17 protein-coding genes and 1 rRNA gene are annotated in these 20,113 nt (G+C 74.2%); 2 read left to right on the top strand and 16 right to left on the bottom strand.

Annotation, left to right across the window (positions count from 1 at the left end):
- Nucleotides 1-122: 122 nt before the first annotated feature.
- The 13 genes from SNR22_RS28895 to SNR22_RS28835 form a co-directional block, all read right to left on the bottom strand.
- The gene (locus SNR22_RS28895) at nucleotides 123-728 is read right to left on the bottom strand and encodes an NUDIX hydrolase (protein ID WP_320069848.1); all 606 of its coding nucleotides are present in this window, start codon (nucleotides 726-728) and stop codon (nucleotides 123-125) included.
- Nucleotides 725-2,491: a CTP synthase gene (locus tag SNR22_RS28890; RefSeq protein ID WP_320069847.1), complete on the bottom strand. Its 1,767-nt coding sequence runs from the start codon at nucleotides 2,489-2,491 to the stop codon at nucleotides 725-727. The genes SNR22_RS28895 and SNR22_RS28890 overlap by 4 nt, the downstream gene beginning before the upstream one ends.
- Before the next feature lie 151 nt (nucleotides 2,492-2,642).
- Nucleotides 2,643-4,970, bottom strand: coding sequence for a hypothetical protein (locus tag SNR22_RS28885; RefSeq protein WP_320069846.1), 2,328 nt, complete (start codon nucleotides 4,968-4,970; stop codon nucleotides 2,643-2,645).
- Nucleotides 4,970-6,112, bottom strand: coding sequence for a glycosyltransferase family 4 protein (locus SNR22_RS28880; protein ID WP_320069845.1), 1,143 nt, complete (start codon nucleotides 6,110-6,112; stop codon nucleotides 4,970-4,972). The genes SNR22_RS28885 and SNR22_RS28880 overlap by 1 nt, the downstream gene beginning before the upstream one ends.
- 52 nt (nucleotides 6,113-6,164) lie before the next feature.
- The gene (gene murJ / locus SNR22_RS28875) at nucleotides 6,165-7,862 is read right to left on the bottom strand and encodes a murein biosynthesis integral membrane protein MurJ (protein WP_320069849.1); all 1,698 of its coding nucleotides are present in this window, start codon (nucleotides 7,860-7,862) and stop codon (nucleotides 6,165-6,167) included.
- A gap of 1 nt (nucleotide 7,863) precedes the next feature.
- Nucleotides 7,864-8,730, bottom strand: a complete 867-nt coding sequence (locus SNR22_RS28870) for a hypothetical protein (protein ID WP_320069844.1) — start codon at nucleotides 8,728-8,730, stop codon at nucleotides 7,864-7,866.
- Nucleotides 8,731-8,797: 67 nt separating this feature from the next.
- On the bottom strand, nucleotides 8,798-9,736 hold the full coding sequence (locus SNR22_RS28865) for a copper transporter (protein ID WP_320069843.1): 939 nt from the start codon (nucleotides 9,734-9,736) through the stop codon (nucleotides 8,798-8,800).
- 27 nt (nucleotides 9,737-9,763) lie between these two features.
- Nucleotides 9,764-10,942 (bottom strand): putative cytokinetic ring protein SteA, encoded by a 1,179-nt coding sequence (steA, locus tag SNR22_RS28860; protein ID WP_320069842.1) that lies wholly within the window; start codon nucleotides 10,940-10,942, stop codon nucleotides 9,764-9,766.
- 120 nt (nucleotides 10,943-11,062) lie between these two features.
- Entirely contained in the window at nucleotides 11,063-12,820 is a 1,758-nt protein-coding gene (gene recN / locus SNR22_RS28855) for a DNA repair protein RecN (RefSeq protein ID WP_320069841.1), read from the bottom strand.
- 151 nt (nucleotides 12,821-12,971) lie between these two features.
- On the bottom strand, nucleotides 12,972-13,856 hold the full coding sequence (locus tag SNR22_RS28850) for an NAD kinase (RefSeq protein WP_320069840.1): 885 nt from the start codon (nucleotides 13,854-13,856) through the stop codon (nucleotides 12,972-12,974).
- A 226-nt stretch (nucleotides 13,857-14,082) separates the two neighbouring features.
- Entirely contained in the window at nucleotides 14,083-14,955 is an 873-nt protein-coding gene (locus SNR22_RS28845) for a TlyA family RNA methyltransferase (RefSeq protein ID WP_320069839.1), read from the bottom strand.
- A gap of 19 nt (nucleotides 14,956-14,974) precedes the next feature.
- The gene (locus tag SNR22_RS28840) at nucleotides 14,975-15,223 is read right to left on the bottom strand and encodes a hypothetical protein (RefSeq protein WP_320069838.1); all 249 of its coding nucleotides are present in this window, start codon (nucleotides 15,221-15,223) and stop codon (nucleotides 14,975-14,977) included.
- A 28-nt stretch (nucleotides 15,224-15,251) separates the two neighbouring features.
- Nucleotides 15,252-15,917, bottom strand: coding sequence for a hypothetical protein (locus tag SNR22_RS28835; RefSeq protein WP_320069837.1), 666 nt, complete (start codon nucleotides 15,915-15,917; stop codon nucleotides 15,252-15,254).
- 113 nt (nucleotides 15,918-16,030) lie between these two features.
- On the opposite strand from SNR22_RS28835, the gene SNR22_RS28830 reads away from it, so the two are divergent.
- Nucleotides 16,031-16,369: an SCP2 sterol-binding domain-containing protein gene (locus SNR22_RS28830; RefSeq protein ID WP_320069836.1), complete on the top strand. Its 339-nt coding sequence runs from the start codon at nucleotides 16,031-16,033 to the stop codon at nucleotides 16,367-16,369.
- Nucleotides 16,370-16,445: 76 nt separating this feature from the next.
- On the opposite strand, the gene SNR22_RS28825 is transcribed toward SNR22_RS28830, so the two are convergent.
- On the bottom strand, nucleotides 16,446-17,468 hold the full coding sequence (locus SNR22_RS28825) for an HAD-IIA family hydrolase (RefSeq protein WP_320069835.1): 1,023 nt from the start codon (nucleotides 17,466-17,468) through the stop codon (nucleotides 16,446-16,448).
- On the bottom strand, nucleotides 17,465-18,355 hold the full coding sequence (locus SNR22_RS28820) for a Replicase polyprotein 1ab (RefSeq protein ID WP_320069834.1): 891 nt from the start codon (nucleotides 18,353-18,355) through the stop codon (nucleotides 17,465-17,467). The genes SNR22_RS28825 and SNR22_RS28820 overlap by 4 nt, the downstream gene beginning before the upstream one ends.
- Between SNR22_RS28820 and SNR22_RS28815 the strand changes: the two genes are divergently transcribed.
- Nucleotides 18,332-19,918 (top strand): hypothetical protein, encoded by a 1,587-nt coding sequence (locus tag SNR22_RS28815; protein ID WP_320069833.1) that lies wholly within the window; start codon nucleotides 18,332-18,334, stop codon nucleotides 19,916-19,918. The two genes, SNR22_RS28820 and SNR22_RS28815, sit on opposite strands and share 24 nt — an antisense overlap.
- 93 nt (nucleotides 19,919-20,011) lie before the next feature.
- Here the strand turns inward: SNR22_RS28815 and rrf are convergent.
- Nucleotides 20,012-20,113, bottom strand: a 5S ribosomal RNA gene (rrf, locus tag SNR22_RS28810); the annotation flags it as partial.

Raw genomic sequence — 20,113 nt, 5'->3', positions numbered from 1 at the left:
TGGGGGGGTGCGGAGTCCCCGGCGTCTTGCCCCCTGCCGGTTGATCTCGTCGGGGGGGGGGCGGGGGGCCCGGCCGCCCCCCCCCCCCCCCCCTCCCCGGTGTACCCGCTGGTCGCGGTCGCTCAGCGCGGCAGCGGCGCGTCCGGGCGACGCAGCGCCGACCAGCCGGCGTCGCGGGCGCGGGCGGCGGCGAGCAGCCCGGCCACGGCGGCGGCGTTGGTGATCTCGCCGGCGAGCACCATCCGCACCGCTTCGTCGAGGTCCACCCGGACCACCTGGAGGTCGGCCTCCTCCTCGCTGCGCTCGTGGCGCTGCCCGGCGGGCACGTCGGCGAGGCCCCGGGCCAGGAAGACCCGGACGACCTCGTCGGAGAAGCCGGGCGAGCTGTGCAGGTCGACCAGCACGTCGACGGCGCCGGCGGTGAGGTCGGCCTCCTCGGCCAGCTCGCGGGCCGCCGCGGCGGCCAGGTCCTCCCCGGAGACGTCCATCAGGCCGGCCGGCAGCTCCCACAGGTGCCGACCGACCGCGTGCCGGTACTGCCGAATCAGCACCACCTGGCCGGCATCGTCGAGCGCCACGACGGCCACCGCGCCGACGTGCCGGACATAGTCGCGGGCGGCGGTGCCGCCGCCCGGCATGGTGACCTCGTCGGTGACCACGGAGAAGATCCGCCCGGCGTAGCGCTCCCGCCGGCCGGTCACCTCGTACCGGTGCTCCACCGCGCTCACGACGCCGACGCCTTCTTCTTCTCGGCGGCCGCGCCGCCGTTGCGGTCGGCCCGGCGCGCCGCGTCCCCCACCGCCGCGGGGGCGGCGTCCAGGTCGACCGGGAGCTGGTCGGCCTCGGAGTACGTCACAGCGGCCTTCACGAACGCCGCGAAGAGCGGGTGCGGCCGGGTCGGGCGGCTCTTCAGCTCGGGGTGCGCCTGGGTGGCCACGTAGAACGGGTGCAGGGCGCGGTCCAGCTCGACGAACTCGACCAACCGGCCGTCCGGGGAGGTGCCGGAGACGGTCAGCCCGGCCTTGGTGAGCTGGTCGCGGTAGGCGTTGTTCACCTCGTACCGGTGCCGGTGCCGCTCACTGACCTCGGTGCTGCCGTACGCCTCGGCCACCAGCGACCCCTCGGCGAGCTTCGCCGGGTACGCCCCCAGCCGCATGGTGCCGCCCAGGTCACCCCTGCCGGCGACGATGTCCTGCTGGTCGGCCATCGTGGCGATGACCGGATGCACGGCTTCCTCGTCGAACTCCAGCGAGTTCGCCCCGTCCAGGTGGGCCAGGTGACGGGCCACCTCGATGGTCATGCACTGCAGGCCGAGGCAGAGGCCGAGCAGCGGCACGCCGTTCTCCCGGGCGTACCGGGCGGTGCCGATCTTGCCCTCGATGCCGCGCACGCCGAAGCCACCGGGGATGACGATGCCGTCCACGCCGGCCAGGGCCGTCGCGGCGCCGGCCGGGGTGACACAGTCGTCGCTGGGCACCCACCGCAGCTGCACCCGGGCCCGGTGGCCGAACCCGGCCGCCCGGATCGCCTCACTGACCGACAGGTACGCGTCGGGCAGGTCGACGTACTTGCCGACCACCGCCACGGTCACGGTGTGGTGCGGCTGGTGCACCCGGTCCAGCAGGTCGTCCCAGCTCGCCCAGTCGACGTCGCGGAAGGACAGGCCGAGCCGGCGCACCACGTACGCGTCGAGGCCCTCGCGGTGCAGCACCTTCGGGATGTCGTAGATGCTCGGCGCGTCCGGGGCGGCGGTGACGGCCTCCCGGTCCACATCACAGTAGAGCGCCAGCTTCTGCTTCACCTTGTCCGGGATCTCCCGGTCGCAGCGCAGCACCAGCGCGTCCGGCTGGATGCCGATGCTGCGCAGCTGGGCCACCGAGTGCTGGGTGGGCTTGGTCTTCAGTTCCCCAGACGGGGCCAGGTACGGCACCAGGGAGACGTGCAGGTAGAAGCAGTTGTCCCGGCCCAGGTCGTGGCGGACCTGCCGGATCGCTTCCAGGAAGGGCAGTGACTCGATGTCGCCGACGGTGCCGCCGACCTCGGTGATCACCACGTCCGGCACCTGGCCGTCGGTGTCCGGGTCGGCCATCCCCCGGATGCGCGCCTTGATCTCGTTGGTGATGTGCGGAATGACCTGGACGGTGTCGCCCAGGTACTCGCCGCGCCGCTCCTTGGCGATCACCTCGGAGTAGATCTGGCCGGTGGTGACGTTCGCCTTGCCGGACAGTGCCCGGTCCAGGAATCGCTCGTAGTGCCCGACATCCAAGTCGGTCTCCGCGCCGTCCTCGGTGATGAACACCTCACCGTGCTGGAACGGGTTCATCGTCCCAGGGTCCACGTTGAGGTAGGGGTCGAGCTTCTGCATCACCACGCGCAGCCCTCGCGCGGTCAGCAGGTTGCCGAGGCTGGAGGCGGTGAGGCCCTTGCCCAGCGAGGAGGCGACTCCCCCGGTGACGAAAATGTGCCTGGTCGTCCGTGCTGAAGGGGCCAAGGCCTGCTCCCGTGTCGTCCGTTGCGGTCGTGCAGACCGCCGTGCCGATCAGCAAAGTGATCACGCGATCCACGGGATTCCACGGTAACACCTCCCCCGGGTGGCCCCGCAGCCCGCACCCGAGGTCCCCCGGCAGGGCCATGCCGGGGGCTCAGCCCGGCACGACCGCGGTCGAGACGCGGGCGGCCTGGCCGGGCACGCGAGGTGTCCTGTCCCCGCCGTCGCCGACCGGGCCGTCCACGGCTTCGCCGGAAGGACCATCCCCGGCTTCGCCGGAAGCGCCGTCCCGGTCGCCCGCCTCGGCGTCAGCCCGGCCGGCGTCGGCCGGGCGGTCCGGGGCACGCGCGGCGGCGGGACGGCCGTTGGCGGGGCCGCCGTCGCCGGGCTGGGTCCGGTCGGTCGAGTGGTCGAGCACGCGCAGCGCCGCGAGGGCCGCCATCGGCACCACCAGCGCCCCGGCGGCCCCGGCGACGTCGAGCGCGGAGCCGCCGAGCAACCCGCCGATCACGGCGCCCACCGCGATGCCGGCCATCGCGGCCCGCATCGCCGGGTAGATGCCGAACAGCCGCATCAGCCCGCCCCACGGCTGGAGCAGCGCGAACCAGACCAGCAGCGCCCCGGCCAGGGCCAGCACGGTCAGCGGGCTGTTGACCATGGTCTCGAAGTTGGCGCTGCTGGACCGGTTCACGGTCAGCCCGCCGGTGCCGTCGCCGACGGCGGCCAGGAAGCGGCCCAGGCTGCCCCGCTCGGTGGCCTCCCGCCGCAGGTCGATCACCGCGAAGCCGATGGTGAGGGCCAGCCCGGCCATGGTGGCCCAGACCAGCCGGCTGACGGTCAGCCAACCGCCGGTGCTGATCGCGGCGGCCACGCTCACCCCGGCGGTCAGTGCGATCGCGCCGATCGGGTCCGCCCCCAGGAACGGGCTGCCGACCACCACCACGGCTATTCCGCCGACGGCGACCACCACCATGGGCCGCCACTGCCGGCGGACCCGCTGGGCCAGCCAGCCGGCGCAGAGCAGCGCCCCGGCGATGAACACGCCCAGCCCGACGGTGCCCAGGCCGGAGAACCGGCCGCCCTCCAGGGCCGAGTAGCCAACCACGCCGTTGAGCTGCAACCGGGCCCCGGTGAGCACGTCGGCGGCGACGACGAGGGTGGACAGGCCGGCGACCGCGCCGAGCGGGCCGAGCGTCGAGTCGCGCCCGGGGGCGAAGCGGACCGCTGCGGTCCCCCCGATCACCAGCAGCGCCGTCACGGTGGCGAACCACCAGCCGGCGTGGTCGCCGCGCCACCAGGGCACGACGTCGGCAAGCAGGGCCGCCGGGACCGCCAGTGCGGCGGCGATCAGCAGCAGCTCGACCGTCGCCACCACACGCCGGGGCACCGGGGCGGGGCCGCCCGGCCCGGCGTGCCGACGGGCACGGCGAAGCAACGGCAGCACCGCGACGGCGAGCAGCACCTGCGCGCCGGCGAGCAGGGCGAAGAACCAGCTGGCGACGTGCCGCTGGGCGGCGGACTCCCGATCCGCATCGGCCGGCGCGGCGAGCGCGGAGGGCAGGTCCGCCGGCCGGTCGCCGACGGCGACCGCGGGTCGGCCGAGGAAGAGCCGATCCGGCATGGGACGGCCGAGCGCGGCCAGGGCCGTCGGTGCCAGGTCGACCAGTTGCAGGTAGCCCTCCCGGCCGGTGGTCGGCGAGGTGAGCCAGCCCCGCTCCCAGCCGGGGCCGTCGGCGACGGCGACGTGCAGCCGGGACGGCAGACCGGTGTCGGAAATCCCGGCGACCAGCACCAGGGAGCGCGGAGGGCGGGCGGCGAGCACCCGGGCCAGGTCGGCGTCGGCCTGCCGGGCCTGCGCGGCGCGGGCCGCCGGATCCTCGCCTGCGACGGTGCCGAGGTCAACGATGCTCAACACGCAGGAGCCGAGCAGCGGGGCCGGGTCGTCCGGCAGTCTCGCGGCGTACCGGTCGACCCGGCCGAACGGGCGGGCTGCGGCCACCGCCGCGCCGGGGCCGACGGCGACCGAGCAGCGCACCGACTCCGACAGCGAGCCGGGCACCGCGCCCCAGGGCAGGCGCTGCTGGTTGTGCTGCACGACGCTCGCCTGGTTCGGCAGGTTCGCTCCGATGCCGTCGGGCTGCTCCACGGCCACCCGCACGGACTGGCAGGAACCCGCGCCGCGGCTGCCGTTCCCGGCGGCGAAGTTGCCGGCGCCCAGGGTCAGCCAGCCGTCGACCGGACAGGTCGGCCGATGCCCGGAACGCACCGACAGGGAGCCGATCGAGCCCTCCTGCGCCATCCGCCACAGCGTCGGGGTGGTCTGCGGGTCCACGTCGTCCCAGCGCAGTCCCGCTACCCCGGCGAGCACCACGAAGTCGGCGGTGCGCCGGGGGGCCTCGCCGGCCGGTCGCGCGGCGAGAGCAGTGACACCGAGGACCACGACCAGCAGGGTAAACAGGACCGGTGTGAGTCTGCGCAGCATCACCGGCGTCCCGTCGACGTGGCGTCGGCGTCGGGGGCCAGCTCCGCGTAGAGCGCGGCCAGCTCGGCGACAGTGTCCGCCTCGGTGGGCCAGGCCTGCGCCCGCTGGGCACCGGCCCGGCCCAGCCCGGCCCGGCGGGTGTCGTCGTCGAGCAACTCCCGCACGGCGGCGTCGACGGCGTCCACGTCGCCGGGAGGCACCAGCACGGCCCCGTCGCCGACCAGCTCGGGCAGGCCACCAACGGCGGTCGCCACCAGCGGTACGCCGGCCCGCAGCGCCTCCTGGGCGAAGAGCTGGCGGGCCTCCCAGTCGCTGGTCACCACGGCCAGGTCGGCGCCGGCCAGCAGGTCGGCCACGTCGGTACGATGCCCTAGAAGGGTGACCGGGGCGCGGGCGGCGGAGATCCGGGCGGCCAGCTGAAGGTACGCCGGGCCGCTGCCGGCGATTGCCACGACGGGCGGCGGGGTCCGGCCGCGCCACCGGGCGGCGGCGTCGACCAGCACGTCGTACCGCTTCTGCGGGTGCAGCCGGCCCACCGAGACGATCAGCGGCTGGTCGGCGGCCACCCCGAACTCGGCGCGGACGGCGGCCCGGCGGCGGCGCGGGGCGGGCAGCGCCGGCGCGGCGACCGGGGCGAGCCGGGCATCGGTGGCGCCCAGCGTGGCGGCCCGCTCGACCAGGTCGGCGGAGGCGCCCAGGGCGACCCGGGCGCCCCGGGCCACGACCCGCTCGGCGAGCCGGGACAGTCCGCCGCGCAACCCCCGGGCGAGGACCGCGTTGTGCCAGGTGACCACCAGTGGGGCCGCCGGTCGGGCCAGAACGGCGACCAGCCCGGCGCGCAGCCCGTGCGCGTGCACGACGGCGACCGGCTCGGCGGTCAACGCGCGGCGCAGGGCGGCGACCGCCCGGGCGTCGGCCGGGGTGGGGCTGGCCGGGATCTCCACCGGCCGGAACAGGGCGCCCACACCGGTGAAGTCGAACTGCTCCTCGGTGGCGGCCGGCCCGCAGACCAGTACCCGGGCGCCCGCGCCGGCGAGCCCCCGGGCGACGGAGCGGACATGCTGGCCGACGCCGCCGGTGCTGGAGGCGAGCAACAGCGCCACGGTGCGGTGCCAGCCGGCGGCCGGCGTCACCCCGGTCACCGCGACCGTCCCCGACTCGCTGCCGCCTTCGGTCCGCCGCCCGTCGTCACGCTCACCCGGACACCGTCTCCTTCCCGTCGCCCCGCTCCGGGGGGATCACGTCCTGTCGCCGAGGCCCGTCGGCCCGCCCGGCTCCCCGCCCTGCCCCGCCCAGCCGGCGACGCACGGCGGCGAGCAGCGGCCGGACGTCCCGCCGATCGACCAGATACGCGACGGCGAGGAACACGATGCCGACCACGGCTGAGGACAGCATGCCCTGCACGAGCGCTCCGAGCGTCGTCGGGGTGCCGTCGCCGGCACCGGCCAGCCAGCGCGCGACTCCCGCCCCGGCGAGCGCGCCGAGTGCCCCGCCGAGCAGTCCGGCGGCCCCGGCGCGGGGCACGCCGGCCAGCGCGACGTGACCGGCCGTGCGGCGCACCGCGACCAGCAGCAGGGCGCCGAGCAGCAGCATCCCGACCGAGTTGGCGAGGGTGACGGCGAGCACCCGGTCGTCGCGGGGCAGCAGCGCCGCCAGCGGGGCGACGGCCAGCGGCACGGCGAGCCAGCCGACGGTGATCGCGGCGGTGGCCGCCCGGGTGTCGCCCCGGGCGTAGAGGGCCCGGGAGAGCACCGCGAAGAGCCCGTAGCCGAGCAGTCCAGGAGCGAAGCCAGCGATCCCGGCGGCGACCGGGGCGGGATCGTCCGGGCGGAAGAACGCGGCGACAGGGGCGGCGGTGCCGGCCAGCGCCGCCGCGCCGAGGCAACTGAACAGGAGCACCCCCCGGGTGGTCGAGGCAAGGGTGTCCCGGTACCCGGCCTCGTCGCCGGTCGCCGCTGCGGCCACGAGGGTCGGGTACGCGGCGACGGCGAGGGGCACGGCCAGCACCGCCCAGGGCAGCAGGTACATCGTCTGGGCCAGGTTAAACACCTGGAGGGAGCCGGTGGGCCCACCGGAGGTGCTCCTGATCAGCACCGCGAGGGCGATTTGCTGGGCGGCGACGGTGATCACACCGGCCATCGCCAGCCCGCCGACGCGGGCCCGGGCGTCGGCGCCGAAGACGAATCCGGGGCGCGGCCGCAGACCCAGCCGGCGCAGCGGGATCAGCAGCGACAGCGACAGCACCACCACCCCGAGGGTGGTGCCGCCGGAGAGCACCAGTTCACCACCACGGCTCACCCCGGCGACCGTGGCACGGCGACCCTCGGCCGCGCCGAAGACCAGATACACCGCGATCACGGTGAGGCTGGACAGCAGCGGGGCGATGACCGGCCAGGCAAAACGGCGGTGCGCCTGGAGCACCCCGGTGAGCACGATGCCGATGCCGTAGAGCGGCAGTTGGGGGGCGAAGACCCGCAGCATCCGGGCGCCGGCGGCCAGCTCCGCCGGGCTACGCCCGGAGCTGAACGCCTCGATGATCGGCCCGGCCAGCAGGGTGACCGCCACCGCCAGCGGCACCAGCAGCGCCACCGTCCAGGTCAGCAGCGCCCCGGTGGTCGCGGCCACCGTCCGCCGGTCCCCCGCCGCGACCGGCCCGGCCAGCAGCGGTACGACCAGGCTCGCCAACGCCCCACCGGCCACGATCTCGAAGATGATGTTGGGCACGGTGTTGGCGACGACGTACATGTCACCGAGGTCGCCGAAGTCCAGTGTCCAGGTGAACAGCAGAGTGCGGCCGAAGCCGGCGAGCCGGCTGACGACGGTGAGCGCGGCGATGAGGGCGGCCGCTCCGGCGACGCGGCCGGCGCCGGCGAGGGGTGCCGGGGTTTTCACGTCAGTCGGTGCGCCGGCCCAGTGCGTCCAGCTCACGCAGTCCCGGGGTGGCCTGGATGACCTGGGTGAAACTGATCTTCTCGCTGGCCGCGGTGAGCCCGGCGAGCACCGCGAGCGCGCCGGCCCGGCCGAGCGGCCCGGTGCGGGCGGCGAGGGCCACGCCGAGCAACGCGCCGAGCGCGTTGGCCCCGCCGTCGCCGATCATCACCTGCTCGTCGAGGTCGTCGCGGAGCAGGCCGGCGGCGGCGCCGACCGCGCTGGCGGCGATCCCGCCGTGCGGGCCGCGCGCCAGCGGCGCGCCGAGCAGCAAGCCGGACTTCAGCGCCCGGCCGGGCCGCAGGTCGAGCAGGTTGAGCAGGTTGGCGGTGCCGGCGATCACCCCGGCGCCGAGCAGCACGTCGACGGTGCGGCCGACGGCCCCGTGCCGCTGCCGGCGGTGGTGCGCCGCGACCATCGGGTCGGCGGCGAGGAGCGCCGCTGCGCCCAGCCCGGCGGCCCCCACTCCGACGATCTTCACGAGGCCGGCGGTGATCCGCCCCTCCCGCAGGGCGGCGAGGTGCCCGGCGAAGCCCTTCGCGGCCCGCTGCTCCGGGCGGGCGCCGACCACGTCGTCGTAGACCCCGACCGCGCCCCCGCCCAGGCCGGCCACCAGCGCGGCGGCCCCGGCGGGGCCGCTGGGCGCCCCGAACGCCCCGGCCACGGCGGCCCCGGCGGCGAGCGCCGGCCCGGCGGCCAGGGTGACGGTGCGGCCCCGGAAGTTGGTGCGCTCCAGCGCCGGGGCGACCGGCGCGAGGCGCACCTCACGCAGCGCGTACCGGGCGGCGGCGGCACCGGCACCGGCGATCAGCAGGCGGCCCAGCAGGCTCACGCGGTCACCCCGTTCGGCATGCCGCAGACGCGGCGGAAGAGATCGGACATCCGGGCACGTCGTTTACTCATCGGGGCAGTTTAGGCAGCAGCGAGGGCGCGTTGTCGCCCACTCCGTACTGGCCGGCCTTCTTCTCGGTCAGCTGCTGCGCCAGGGCCAGGCTGGTGACCACCTGCCCCTGGGTGGTGTTGGCGTCGTCGACGGTGGAGATGGACTGCGACAGCACCGGGTCGCCCCGGACCACCGCCACCACGTTGCCGTCGGACGAGCCGACGCCGGCCACCACGATCGCGCCGGTGCGGTCGAACTGCTCGGCGATCTTGACCACCGACTCGTCCTTCTTCGCGGAGTCCTTGTCCACGTACGGCTGCCCGCTGACGAGCAGCACCGCCTCCGCCGGCCCGGTCACCTTCTCGTCGGTCGTCAGATACCCGGCGTTGGTGTACGACGCCAGTACCGCCCGACGGTCGGCCTCGGTGACCGGGGCGGCGCCGTCGGGGCGGTCCAGCAGCACGCTGGCCAGCAGGGCGCTGGAGGTCTCCACCCCGTGCCCGTTACCGGGCAGACCGGAGGCGGGGGCGCTGGGCCGGGCAGCGGTGACCGCCAACTCCATCAGGTTGCTGTTGTTGTCCGGGTTGATGAACTTGTCCTGGAGGTCGACCCGGCCGGTGATGGTGGCCCCGGCGGTCTGAAGCATCTTCAGCACGCCCTCGGTGTGCTCGCGCCCGCTGGGCAGATCCATCACCAGCACCCGCCGGCCGGTAAGCTTTCCCGGCAGCACCACCTGCGCGATCTCGGCGGCGAACTGCTCCTCCAGCTCCAGTTCCTTCTGCATGTCGCTGACTCTCTGGCGCATCAGCTGGTTGTCCTTGCTGAGCCCGTTGACCCGCTCCTTGAGCGAGTCGGCCACCGGGCCGTTGAGGGCGGCTGTGCCGACCACCAAGCCGATGGCCAACGCCAGGAAGACCGCGGTCAGGGACACCACGTGGTAGCGGAAATTGATCACGCTTACAGCCTCTTGATCGGTCGGGAGCTAGAAGAGCTGGCCCAGCTGGAAGACGAAATTGTTCCACCACTCGCTGACCACGCCCAAGTACGCCTTGCCGATGGTGGAGACTGCCACGGCGGAGGCCATCGCCGCCACCGCCGACAACACCAGCAGCAGCAGGGACGAACCGGAGATGTTCTGCCGATAGAGCCGGCTGACGCCCTTGGCGTCCACCAGCTTCCCGCCGACCTTGAGCCGAGTGAGGAACGTCGAGGCCATCCCGCCCCGGCCCTTGTCGAGGAACTCGACCAGGGTGGCGTGCGTCCCGACCGCCACCAGCAGCGAGGCACCCTTCTCGTCGGCCAGCAGCATCGCCAGGTCCTCGCTGGTCGCCGCCGCCGGGAAGGTGATCGCCTCCACCCCCAGCCCGGTAACCCGGGGCAGCCCCGGCGCCCGGCCATCCGGATAGGCGTGCACGATCACCTCGGCGCCGCAGCGCAGCACGTCGTCGGTGACCGAATCCATGTCCCCGATGATCATGTCGGGGGTGTAGCCGGCCTCGACCAGCGCATCCGCCCCGCCGTCCACCCCGATCAGCACCGGCTTGAACTCCCGGATGTACGGGCGCAGCACGTCCAGGTCGGCCTTGTAGTCGTAGCCGCGCACCACGATCAGACAGTGCCGGCCCTGGACCTGGGTCTGGATCTCCGGTACGCCGACGCCGTCCAGGAGCAGGTCGCGCTCCTGCCGGAGGTAGTCCATCGTGTTGGCGGCGAACGCCTCCAACTGCACCGACAGCCCCTCACGGGCGTCGGCCATCGCCTTGGCCACCGTCTCGGCGTCCTGGCGTGCACCGTGCGCGATCGGCTCGTCACCGACGAAGACGGTGTTGCCCTCGATCCGGACGGTGTCGCCCTCCCGGACCTTCTCGAAGATGCCCTCGCCCAGGTCATCCACGAGCGGGATGCCGTCCGCGACCAGCACCTCGGGACCGAGGTTCGGGTACCGGCCGGAGACCGAGGGCTTGGCGTTGAGGACCGCGGTGACCCCGACGGCAACCAGCGAGTCGGCCGCCACCCGATCCAGGTCGACGTGGTCGATGATCGCGATGTCGCCGGAGCGCAGCCGGCCGACCAGGCGCTTCGTCCGGCGATCGAGGCGGGCAGTACCTAGGACCGTGTCCGGTTCCGCGTTCCGGGCCCGGCGCAGCATGGGTATACGCATCGTGACCATCCTGGCATGTGAGGCAGGCTTTTCTGTCGCGACATGCCTGAGCAGGGCCGCCTACCCAGGGAAGCACACCGCAGCGCACGCTGGTGTGCCCGCACTCACAATCGGCCGCGGTCAGGGCCGCCTTTCCCGAGCCGCGACGGCCAACAGCTCCTCGGCGTGGGCAATACCCAGATCCGAATCCGGCAAACCCGCCAGCATCCGGGCCAGCTCACGGGCCCGCTCCGTGTCCTCCACCACCCGCACTCCGCTGGTGGTCACCGCGCCCCCGGTGTCCTTCGCCACCACCAGGTGCCGGTCGGCGAACGCGGCCACCTGCGGCAGGTGGGTGACCACCAGCACCTGATGGCTGCGGGCCAGCCGGGCCAGCCGGCGACCGATCTCCACCGCCGCCTGCCCGCCGACCCCGGCGTCGACCTCGTCGAAGACCAGGGTGGGCGGGCCGCCGGACCCGGCGAAGACCACCTCGATGGCCAGCATCACCCGGGACAGCTCACCGCCGGAGGCGCCACGCTGCAACGGCAGCGACGGTGCGCCCGGGTGGGCCAGCAGCCGCAGCTCCACCTCGTCGCCCCCGTCCGGGCCGACACCGACCTCGATCCCGTTGACCGGCAGGCTCGGGTCGGACTTCCCGGCCGGCCGGGGCAGCACCGCCACCTCGATCCGGGCGTGCGGCATGGCCAGCCCGGCCAACTCGACGGTGACCTGCTCGGCGAAGCGGATCGCCGCCTCCTGCCGGGAGGTCGACAGTCGCCCGGCCAGCTCGCCCACCTCACCGGCCAGCCGGGACGACTCCCGGTCCAGCTCGTCGAGGAGCTCATCGGAGTTCTCCAGGTCGGAGAGCCTGATGCGGGCCCGCTCGGCCCAGGCGATCACCCCGTCGACGTCGTCGGCGTACTTGCGGGTCAGCCCACGCAGCGCCGCCCGCCGCTCGTAGATGGTCTGCAGCCGGGCCGGATCGGCGTCCAACGCCGCCAGGTACGCCGACAGCTCGGCGGAGACGTCGGCGACCAGCGTTGCCGCCTCCTCCAGCCGACCCGCCAGGTCACCCAGGGACGCGTCGGTACCGGCCTGCGCCTCGAGGGTGCGCCGGGCCAGCCCGAGCAGCGCCGTCGCGTCCGGCGTTTCATCGGTCGACTCCGCGCCGCCCGCCACGCACTGGTGCGCCGTCTGCGCCGCCGTGCGCAGCCCCTCCGCGTGCTCCAGGCGCTGCGCCTCCGCCTTCAGCTCGGCGTCCTCGCCCGGCTGCGGATCGACCCGGCTGATCTCGTCCAGCCCCAGCCGGAGCAGGTCGACCTCCTGGTTGCGCGCCCGGGCGTTGCGCCGCCGGTCGGCCAGGTCCTCGACCACCGTCCGCCACCGGGCGTACGCCTCGCGCAGCGCGTCGAGCAGCTTCTCGTGCTCGGGCCCGGCGAACCGGTCCAGCGCGGCCCGCTGCTCAGTCGGGCGCAGCAGGCGCAGCTGGTCGGACTGGCCGTGCACCGCCACCACCTGCTCGCCGACCTCGCCGAGCATGGCCACCGGCATGCTGCGTCCGCCCAGGTGCGCCCGGGAGCGTCCCTCCACGGTGACCGTCCGGCTCAGCAGCAGCGAACCGTCGTCGTCCGGCTCGCCACCGGCGTCGGTGACCCGGGCGTGCACGGCGGCGGCGACCCGGCCGACGAGCCGCAGCCGCCCCTCCACCACGGCGCGGCCCGGCTGGGCGCGCACCCGGCCGGCGTCGGCCCGGCCGCCGAAAAGCAGACCGAGACCGGTGACCACCATCGTCTTGCCGGCACCGGTCTCCCCGGTGATGACGTTCATTCCGCCGGTCAAGGGCAGCGTGGTGTCCTCGATGACGCCCAGTCCGGTGATGCGCAGCTCTTCCAGCACAGCACCCGACAGTAGACTCGGGTCCCGACAGTTGACCAGCCGGCGTGCCCGGGACCCGGTCACGAGCGGCCGTCCGGGGCGCCCGCGCCCCGCCGCCGGCAGGCCGGACGGCCTCCCCGTCACCGCTACCGCTGCGCCGGGGAGACCTCGCTCACCTGCGGTTGCCCCGCCAGCCGTGCACGGGCAGCCCGAACTTCGCCACCAGCCGGTCGGTGAACGACCGGGTCCGCAGCCGCACCACCCGCACCGGGAGCGCGCCACGACGCACCGTCACCTGGGCACCCGGCGGCAGGTCGTAGACCCGACGACCGTCGCAGCAGAGCACGGCCAGGGTGGTGAACGGGTCCACCGTGATCAAGAACGTTGACGTCGGAGAGGTGACCAACGGCCGACTGAACAGCGCGTGCGCGCTGATCGGCACCAGCAGCAACGCCTCCACCTCAGGCCACACCACCGGCCCACCGCCCGAGAACGCGTACGCGGTGGAGCCCGTCGGGGTCGCGCACACCACGCCGTCACAGCCGTACCGCGACAGCGGCCGACCGTCGACATCGACGAGGAGCTCCAGCATCTGGGCCCGCTCGCCCTTCTCGACGCTGATCTCGTTGAGCGCCCACGACTCGATCGTCGGGCCGCCCTCGAACTCCGCGGTCACGTCGAGGGTGAGCCGTTCGTCCACCGTGTAGTTGCGGTCGACCACGTCGGCCACCGCCACGTCGAGGTCGTCGATCTCCGCCTCGGCGAGGAAACCGACCTTGCCGAGGTTGATGCCGAGCAGCGGGGCCTTCGCCGGGCGGGCCAGCTCGGCCGCGCGCAGGAACGTGCCGTCCCCGCCGAGCGCGAAGACGATCTCCGCGCCCTCGGCGGCCCGCGGCCCCACCACCGGCACCACACCCGGCAGGTCCAGGTCCTCGGCCTCCTCGGCCACCACCCGCACCTCGAACCCGGCGGCGATCAGGTCTGCCGCGACCGCCCGGGCGTGTTCGGTGCTACGGCGGCGCCCGGTGTGCGTCACCAGCAGCGCGGTACGACTCACCGACCCCACCCTCCGTCCGCGACCGCACCGGCCGCCGCACTCTCACACCTCACGCTCACCCGAGCTTGCCCTCCGCTCGCGACTGCGGGGCTCGCAAGCTCACTCCTCACGCTCACCCGAGCTTGCCCTCCGCTCGCGACTGCGGGGCTCGCAAGCTCACTCCTCACGCTCACCCGAGCTTGCCCTCCGCTCGCGACTGCGGGGCTCGCAAGCTCACTCCTCACGCTCACCGAGCCACCTCCTCCGGGGCGTCGTCCGGCGCGACGTCCGACACGACGCCGGACGGGGACGGACCCTGCGGGCCGGCTGCCACGACGGCCCGTACCCGCTCCGGGTCGGCCGGCGGCGCGCCACGGCGTAACCATACGAAGAACTCGACGTTGCCGCTTGGCCCCGGCAGCGGGCTCGCGGTCACGTCGGCGAGCCCGAGGCCGAGAGCGGCCGCCGCGGCCGCCACGTCCAGGACGGCCTCGGCGCGCAACCCCGGATCGCGCACCACACCGCCAGCCCCGACCCGTTCCCTGCCGACCTCGAACTGCGGCTTCACCATCAACGCCAGGTCGCCATCGGTCCGGGTACAGCCGGCCAGCGCCGGCAGCACCAGCCGCAGCGAGATGAACGACAGATCCGCCACCGTCAGGGCGACCTGTCCCCCGATCGCCTCGGGGGTCAGGGTGCGCACGTTGGTTCGTTCGAGGACACGTACCCGTTCATCGGTGCGCAGCGCCCAGGCGAGCTGGCCGTACCCGACGTCCACGGCGACCACCTCGGCCGCGTCGGCGCGCAGCAGCACATCGGTGAAGCCGCCGGTCGACGCGCCGGCGTCGAGGCAGCGGCGGCCGGCGACCCGCAGCCCACCCGGGGCGAACGCGGTCAGCGCACCGGCCAACTTGTGCCCGCCCCGGGAGACGTACTCCAGGACGGGGTCCGCGCCGGTGACCAGCAGCGGGTCGGCGGGGTCGACCATCGCGGCGGCCTTGCGGGCCACCACCCCGCGCAGCTGGACCCGGCCGGCCTCCACGAGCGCGGCGGCCTGCTCCCGGGAACGGGCCAGGCTGCGGCGGACGAGTTCGGCGTCGAGGCGGTTGCGACGTGCCATGGGGTGGCTCTCCGGTGGGTCAGGCCTGGTCGATGGTGGCAAGGGTCTCGCGCAGCGTCTGGTACGCCGCCTCGTACTGCGGGATCTGGTCGGCCGGGGAGAGCGTCGCAGCGTTCGCCATCGCCTGCACGACCGCGTCCACCGCCGGGTGCCGAACCTCCTCGGCGTCGTCGACGGCGACCGGGCGCGGCGACGGACCCGGCCGGGGGCCAGGCGGCGGCGCGGGTCGACCGCCGGGCGGCGGACCCGGCCGGAACGGCGCACTCACCGCCCGGTCCGACCCGTCACGGGTACGCTCACGCCGCGCCGCCTGGCTGCCGTTTGGGGGCCACCGCCTTCTTCACCGGCCGGGGCGGTTCGGTGCCACCGGCGTCGGCTGCGCCGGCTCCGGTGCGGCTCACCGTGGCCGGCGGCTTGCGGACGACGGCCTTCTTCGCCACAGCTTTCTTCGCGACGGTCTTCTTGGCAACGGTCTTCTCGGCCACCGCCTTCTCGGCCACGGCCCGCGTCGCCACCACGCCCGCGGCAGGGCCAGTCGGCTCCGCCGGGGCTGCGCTGGCCGGGGCTGCGCTGGCCGGGGCTGCGCTGGCCGGGGCTGCGCTGGCCGGCTTCGCCGCGTCGGGCGGGAGCGCGGACCCGCCGGGGGTGTTCGTGGGGGCCGCCTTGGCTTCCCGGAGTCGCCGCTCCAACTCATGCAGCCGGCGAGTCAGCTCGGCCACCTCATCGGCGGTGGCCAGCCCCACGGCGCCGAGTGCGCGGTCCACCTCGAAACGCACCAGCTTGGTCAGCGCCTCCCGGTTGGCCGCGCCCGTCGAGACCAACTCCTCGGCGAGGGCCTGGAGCTGGGCGGTCGTCGCCCCACCGGAGCCGACCAGCCGCCGCACCGCGTCCTGGGCTTTCTTCCGGGGCGCCTCCGTCAGGCCCATGGCCAGTCCGAGGTAGGCGCGCCACGCGTCCTGCATGCCTGAGTCCTTCCACGGGGGTGAGGTTTGCAGGTGTCACGCTACCGGGCGCCACGAGCCGCCCATTGCGGTACGGTGCCGGGAAACGGACGTGGCGTGTGTGAGGAGACGAAGTGGCCAGCGTGGACGAGTGCCGGCAGGCATTGCAGGACCTGGCCGCCCGGCTGGACCGCAACGCCGAGAGCGTGCGGGAGCGAATCGACCTGGACCGGACCCTGGCCTGCCGGGTGACCGACCTGGACACCGCCTTCCACGGCCGGCTCTCCGACGGACGGCTGCTCGACCTGACCGACGGGGACGATCCGAAGGCGAAGATCGCGCTGAGCATCAGCAGCGACGACCTGCTCGCGCTCGTCCGCGGCGAGCTCGACGTCACCCGGGCGATGGCGGCCAGGCGGGTCTCGATCAAGGCGAACCCGTTCGATTTGTTGAAGCTCCGCAAACTGCTCTGAGCCGCCCGGGGCTCCGGCTTCGACCGAAAACGGCACCGGCCCCCGCCATGGCGGGGGCCGGTGCCGTTGCCAACGATCAGTCGCTCAGGCCGAGAGCGACCAGCGCCTCGGTGGCCTCCGACGAGTCCGGCCGGACCACGGGGTCGGCGTCGGCCGCCCACGCGACCGCGCAGAGCGTGGCCAGAGCGTCCAACAATCGTCCCGCCCCGGTCAGTGCCAACCCGCCGCCATCGGTCACAGTGGCCGACCAGCCACCGCCTTCCGGGGTACCGGGCACCCGGACCACCGCCGCCGGGTCGAAGAGCCCGGCCAGGTCGGCCGAGACGAACGTCGGGCGGCGCTCCGGCGGGGCCGCCAACAGCTCGGACGCGTCGCTGATGCCGGTGAGCACCAGGAGGCTGTCCAGCCCAGCGCGACGCGCGCCCTCGATGTCGGTGTCCAACCGGTCGCCCACCACCAGGGCACGCCCCTCGCCGGCCCGCCGGGCGGCGGTGGCGAAGAGCGCGGGCTCGGGCTTGCCCACCACCACGTCCGGGCCCCGGTCGAGCGCGGTGCGCAGCACCGCCACCAGCGACCCGTTGCCCGGCAGCGGGCCGCGCCCGCTGGGCAGGGTCCGGTCGGTGTTCGTGGCGACCCAGACGGCACCCGCCCGCACCGCAAGTGACGCCTCGGCGAGGTCCGCCCAGCCGACCTGCGGACCGTACCCCTGCACCACCGCGGCCGGGGACTCGTCGGCGCTTGCCACCGGGCGTAGCCCGACCGCGCTCACCTCGGCGCGCAGCGCCTCCGCCCCGACTACCAGGACAGCCGCGCCGGCGGGCAGCCGCTCCGCCAGCAGTTCGGCGGAGGCGGCCGCAGAGGTCAGCACTTCCTCCGGGGTGGCGGGCACGCCCATCCCGGTGAGCAGGTCGGCGACCTCGCTGGAACGGCGGGCCGCGTTGTTCGTGGCGTACGCGACCGCCCGTCCCTCGGCATGCAGCCGACCGACCGCCTCGACCGCGCCGGGGATCGGCCGGTCGATCAGGTAGATCACCCCGTCGAGGTCGAAAACGACCAGCGAGTACCCGTCGACCAGCCGCTCACCAGCGTCCGGCGTCACCGCTGTTCCGCACCCGGCTCGCGGTCGCCGGTCGACTCCTCGCCGCGCGCCGAACCGGTCCGGCCTGAACCGGCACCGCCCTCGGTCGGCTCGTCGTCAACCAGGTCCTCGGCTTGCCGGTCGGCACCACCGTCGCGGTCGTCCTCGTCGTCGCGGTCGTCGTCCTCGTCGTCCTCGTCGTCGTTCGGCCTGTTGAGGTCGTCGGTGCCGGTGACGTCGGCGTCCGGCTCGGCCGGCACCGCGCCCGGGCTCCCCGGGCCGGAGGCGATCTCCTCGGCCTGGTCGTCGTCCTCGTCGCCCTCGATCAGCACCCCATCGAGTTCGAGCAGTCGTTCGGCGGCGTCGGTCTCGCCGTCGGTGTCGGTGTCGGCCGCCCGAGAGAACCACTCCCGGCCCTCTTCGCGCCGGCCGACCGCGAGCAGCGCGTCAGCGTAGGCGTACCGCAGCCGGGCAGCCCACGGCTCAGCCGCGTCGTTCGCCAACTCCCGAACCTGGAGCATCGCCACGGCCGCGTCCTTCTGGCCGAGGTCACCGCGCGCCCCAGCAGCCACGATCAGTAGTTCGATCGCCACAGCCTTGTCCAGCTTCTCCTGGTCGGCGCCCCGGAAAAGGTCGACCGCCCGTTCCGGACGCCCGAGCGCCCGCTCGCAGTCGGCGAGCACCGCCAGGTGACTCTGCAACCCGGTCATCCGGTGGTACGTGCGCAGCTCGGCGATCGCCGACTGCCACTCCCCGGCGTGGTACGCGGCCAGTCCGACCGCCTCACGGACCGCCGAGATCCGGGACGCGAGCCGTCGGGCGGCCATCGCGTGTGCGAGCGCCTCGGCCGGGTTTTCGTCGATCAGCTGGCCGGTCGCGACCAGGTGCCGAGCGACGGTATCCGCCACCGGCTTGGCCAGCGAGAGCAACTCGGCCCTGACGGTCGAGTCAAGGTCGGTCGCGACGATCTCGTCGGGCAGCGCCGGCCCGCTCCCGGTACGGTCGGCGCCCGCCGACTCAGTACGGTCCCGGCTGTCGCGACGGTCGTCCCGGCTGTCGCGAGGCGCACCGGCACTCTGGCCGCCACGGAAGCCGCCCTCACGCGCACCACCCTCACGGGGGCCGGAGCGGGAACCGCCCTCACGACGGTCACCGCCGCCCTGGTAACCACCCTCACGGGGACCGGAACGGAAACCACCCTCACGACGGTCACCGCCACCTGGGGCACCAGCACCACCCTCGCGGGGGCCCGAACGGAAACCGCCCTCACGACGGTCACCGCCGCCCTGGTAACCACCCTCACGGGGACCGGAACGGAAACCGCCCTCACGACGGTCACCGCCGCCCTGGTAACCACCCTCACGGGGACCGGAACGGAAACCACCCTCACGGCGCTCACCGCCGCCCTGGTAACCACCCTCACGGGGACCGGAACGGAAACCACCCTCACGGCGCTCACCGCCACGGAAACCACCCTGACGGTCGCCGCCGCCCTGATAACCACCCTCACGCGGACCGGAACGATAACCGCCCTCACGACGGTCGCCGCCGCCCTGGTAACCACCCTGACGGTCGCCGCCGCCCTGGTAACCACCCTGACGGTCGCCGCCGCCCTGGTAACCACCCTCACGGCGCTCACCGCCACGGAAGCCGCCCTCACGACGGTCACCGCCACCCGACGGACCACCCTCACGCGGACCGGAACGGAAACCACCCTGACGGTCACCGCCGCCCTGATAACCACCCTCACGCGGACCGGAACGGAAGCCACCCTGACGGTCACCGCCACCCGAGGGACCGGAACGGAAACCGCCCTCACGACGGTCACCGCCGCCCTGGTAACCACCCTCACGGCGCTCACCGCCACGGAAACCACCCTGACGGTCACCGCCGCCCTGATAACCACCCTCACGCGGACCGGAACGGAAACCACCCTGACGGTCACCGCCACCCGAGGGACCGGAACGGAAACCGCCCTCACGACGGTCACCGCCGCCCGACGGACCACCCTCACGCGGACCCGAACGGTAACCGCCCTCACGACGCTCACCGCCACGGAAACCACCCTGACGGTCACCGCCACCCGAGGGACCGGAACGGAAACCGCCCTCACGACGGTCACCGCCACCCGACGGACCACCCTCGCGGGGGCCCGAACGGTAACCGCCCTCACGACGGTCACCGCCGCCCTGGTAACCACCCTCACGGGGACCGGAACGGGAGCCACCCTCCCGGCTGTCGCCGTCGCGGCGGAAGCCGCCGCCGGCAGGCCGGGAGTCGTCACGGGAGCCGCCCCGGAAGCCGCCCTCGCGGCGCTCACCGTCTCGGCCGGTCTGGCCGCCGCGCTGACCACCGGATCGGTCGTCCCGATCGCTGCGGTAGGGGGGCCGGTCGTCCCGTCGGGGTGCTCCGCCACGTCGGTCGGAGCGGTCTTCGTTACGACGAGGACGGTCGCCGTCGTGGGGTCCTGAACTCACAGGTAGATCCTTCCTGATTGCGTCGCAACCGACGCTACGCAGTCGAGGGGGGCCCCCGCGGGGGGCCCCCCCTCGACTGGAAAGATTGTCCGGCGGTGTCCTACTCTCCCACACCCTCACGAGTGCAGTACCATCGGCGCTGGAGGGCTTAGCTTCCGGGTTCGGAATGTGACCGGGCGTTTCCCCTCC

It is taken from the genome of Micromonospora sp. RTGN7, from assembly GCF_033804645.1.
Classification (GTDB): domain Bacteria; phylum Actinomycetota; class Actinomycetes; order Mycobacteriales; family Micromonosporaceae; genus Micromonospora.
The sequence above is the reverse complement of the archived record's forward strand: the minus strand, read 5'-3'. Positions and strand labels throughout refer to the sequence as shown.